Consider the following 2342-nt stretch of genomic DNA (forward strand, 5'->3'; position numbering starts at 1 on the left):
CCCAATCAACTAAAACTTATCAACAAGTAACAGTATTTAAATTAAGGAGTGCTAACTATGCGTTTAAGTAACTTTCACACTCAAGCTGCGATCGCAGGTATAGCAAGCATACTAAGTGGTCTAATTGTAGTTCCTTCTGCTAATGCAAGTGCCATAGGTTATGCCTACTGGGGAGTTCAGACTTGGAAAGACATTCCTATCCCTTCTGGTCAACTAACTGGCGGTGTTTTTGGTAGAGGTCTTTACGTGAACGATGCTGGTGGTAATTTCATTAGCGCGGGTAATATCTGCAACTGGCGCATTGACGTAGATTTTATTGATGCATCTGGTAAAACTTACTATCGCAACAGAGGAAAAACTGTTGAGAACTGCACACGTGCGGGTCAGCAGAAGAGACTAATTAAAAAGAATATTCGTCCCGGACAGGCGTGTGTGCGCCTCTACACAGCGTTTAACCATAATGTTGCCAGCGTCTGCCACAACATCCATCGTTAATAGACCAAAAAATTTTTTATCAAAGCTTGAGAACAATGAATAAATTCGTCAAAAAACTTGCATTGCTTGCCGTTGGAGTTTCCCTATCCTTTACCAGTATTGAAGCTACTACACCCCACCTAGCCCAAGCTCAGAAAGTCTGCCAATCTTACAGAGTTACTCGACCCGGAGGACTATATGTGTACATCCAAAGTGGAAAGCGTATTATCACAACTCTTCCCTATGGAAATCTTGTGGCTGTCACCGGACTTAGCCCAAAGGGATATTGGGCCAGAATTCGATATTTGAGAGCAGATGGACTAATAGGTCAAGGTTGGGTTGCTGCCAGATATTTAAGATGTTTTCAAATGTAGAAGGGGCTTGCTGCTATGTGGAAATCAGGACAAATCTTACAAGAACGTTACCAACTTCAACATCGATTGGGAAGCGCGATCGCAAGTCGTCAAACTTGGCTAGCAAAAGATTTATCAGTTCAACCTCACGAATTAGTTATTGTTAAAATTTTAGTATTTGCCCCTCAATTTCAATGGGAAGATTTGAAATTATTTGAGCGTGAAGTTCAAGTCCTGCAAAATCTCAATCATTCCCAAATCCCCCACTATAGAGATTACTTTGTGGTAGAACAAGAAGCTGGTTCACAATTACTTTGGTGGGGGTTGGTACAAAATTATATTCCTGGTAAAACTCTACAGGAACTCTTAGAAGCAGGTAAAAGGTTTAATCAAGAGGAAATTCGCAAAATTGCTAAACAAATCCTGCAAATTTTAATTTATTTGCATGAATTAAGTCCGCCTGTTCTCCACCGTGATCTCAAGCCTAGTAATTTGATTTTGGGTGAGGATAAACAAATTTATCTAGTTGATTTTGGTGCAGTACAAGATCGAGCAGCAATAACAGGAGTAACATTCACAGTTGTAGGTAGTTATGGTTATGCACCACTAGAACAATTTTGGGGACGAGCTGTCCCAGCATCAGACCTTTATGCACTAGGAGCTACGTTGATTCATCTCCTTACAGGCCTTGCTCCTGCTGAACTACAGAATAATCTCCGGATTCAATTTCGCGATCGCACCAACCTCAATCCCAGCTTTGCGAGTTGGCTAGAAATACTTACGGAACCTGCTTGTGAACAAAGATTTGCCACCGCTCATCAAGCACTCCAAGAACTTGAACATGGTGCTTTACAGATATTTGCTCCTAGATACACCAGGCGATCCCAGACTAATCGTGTGGTGATCAAAAGATTTGCAGGAAAACTAGAAATTTATAAAATTCATCAAATTAAGTATACACCAATCAATATCGACAACTTATTTATTACTGCCATTTTAATTACTGTTAGTGCTGGTTTTAGTATCATGGGCAGTAATTTTATACCTCTATTTATCATTATTTATTTGAGTTTTATCTGTTTTATTACCCAAGCAAATTTTACAGATAGGGGAGAACGTTTTGTATACTTTGAAAGAGCAATAGACCGCTTTAAAATCTGTGAAAAATACTTGTTTAGATGCAAAGAAGAATCAGGTACAATTTCTCAGATCCAGTATATTACTATGTATCCAGTTGAAAAGTCTTTTTATGCTAGTAGTAGTTGTGTCTTGACAAAAACTGTGTGGCGATTAATGATTCGGGCAAACAAAATTTATTTACTGGATTGGGATTTGACTGAAGAGGAGTGTCTGGGGTTAGTACGAGAAATGCAAAACTGGATTGATCCTGCTAGAATAGCATGTTCATAATTTTGACCTTTTTTTTGAAACGCAGTTCCGATGAAAAAATTTCATCACCAAGGATGAAAAAACCTCACCCCCCAGCCCCTCTCCTTACTAAGGAGAGGGGTGTCC

General features: G+C 39.5%; 3 protein-coding genes. All 3 read left to right on the top strand.

Going from position 1 to position 2342, the window contains the following annotated elements; translation table 11 throughout:
- Positions 1–57: 57 nt before the first annotated feature.
- From UYI_RS0122835 to UYI_RS0122845, 3 genes are read left to right on the top strand one after another with little or no spacing between them, the layout of a single operon-like run.
- Positions 58–495, top strand: coding sequence for a hypothetical protein (locus UYI_RS0122835; protein ID WP_016868993.1), 438 nt, complete (start codon positions 58–60; stop codon positions 493–495).
- 35 nt (positions 496–530) lie between these two features.
- Complete coding sequence (locus UYI_RS0122840; protein ID WP_016868994.1) at positions 531–848, top strand: SH3 domain-containing protein; 318 nt, start codon at positions 531–533, stop codon at positions 846–848.
- Positions 849–863: 15 nt separating this feature from the next.
- Complete coding sequence (locus UYI_RS0122845; RefSeq protein ID WP_016868995.1) at positions 864–2237, top strand: serine/threonine protein kinase; 1374 nt, start codon at positions 864–866, stop codon at positions 2235–2237.
- Positions 2238–2342: the final 105 nt, after the last annotated feature.

Origin of the sequence: Fischerella muscicola PCC 7414 (assembly GCF_000317205.1) — a bacterium.
Lineage (GTDB): Bacteria > Cyanobacteriota > Cyanobacteriia > Cyanobacteriales > Nostocaceae > Fischerella > Fischerella muscicola.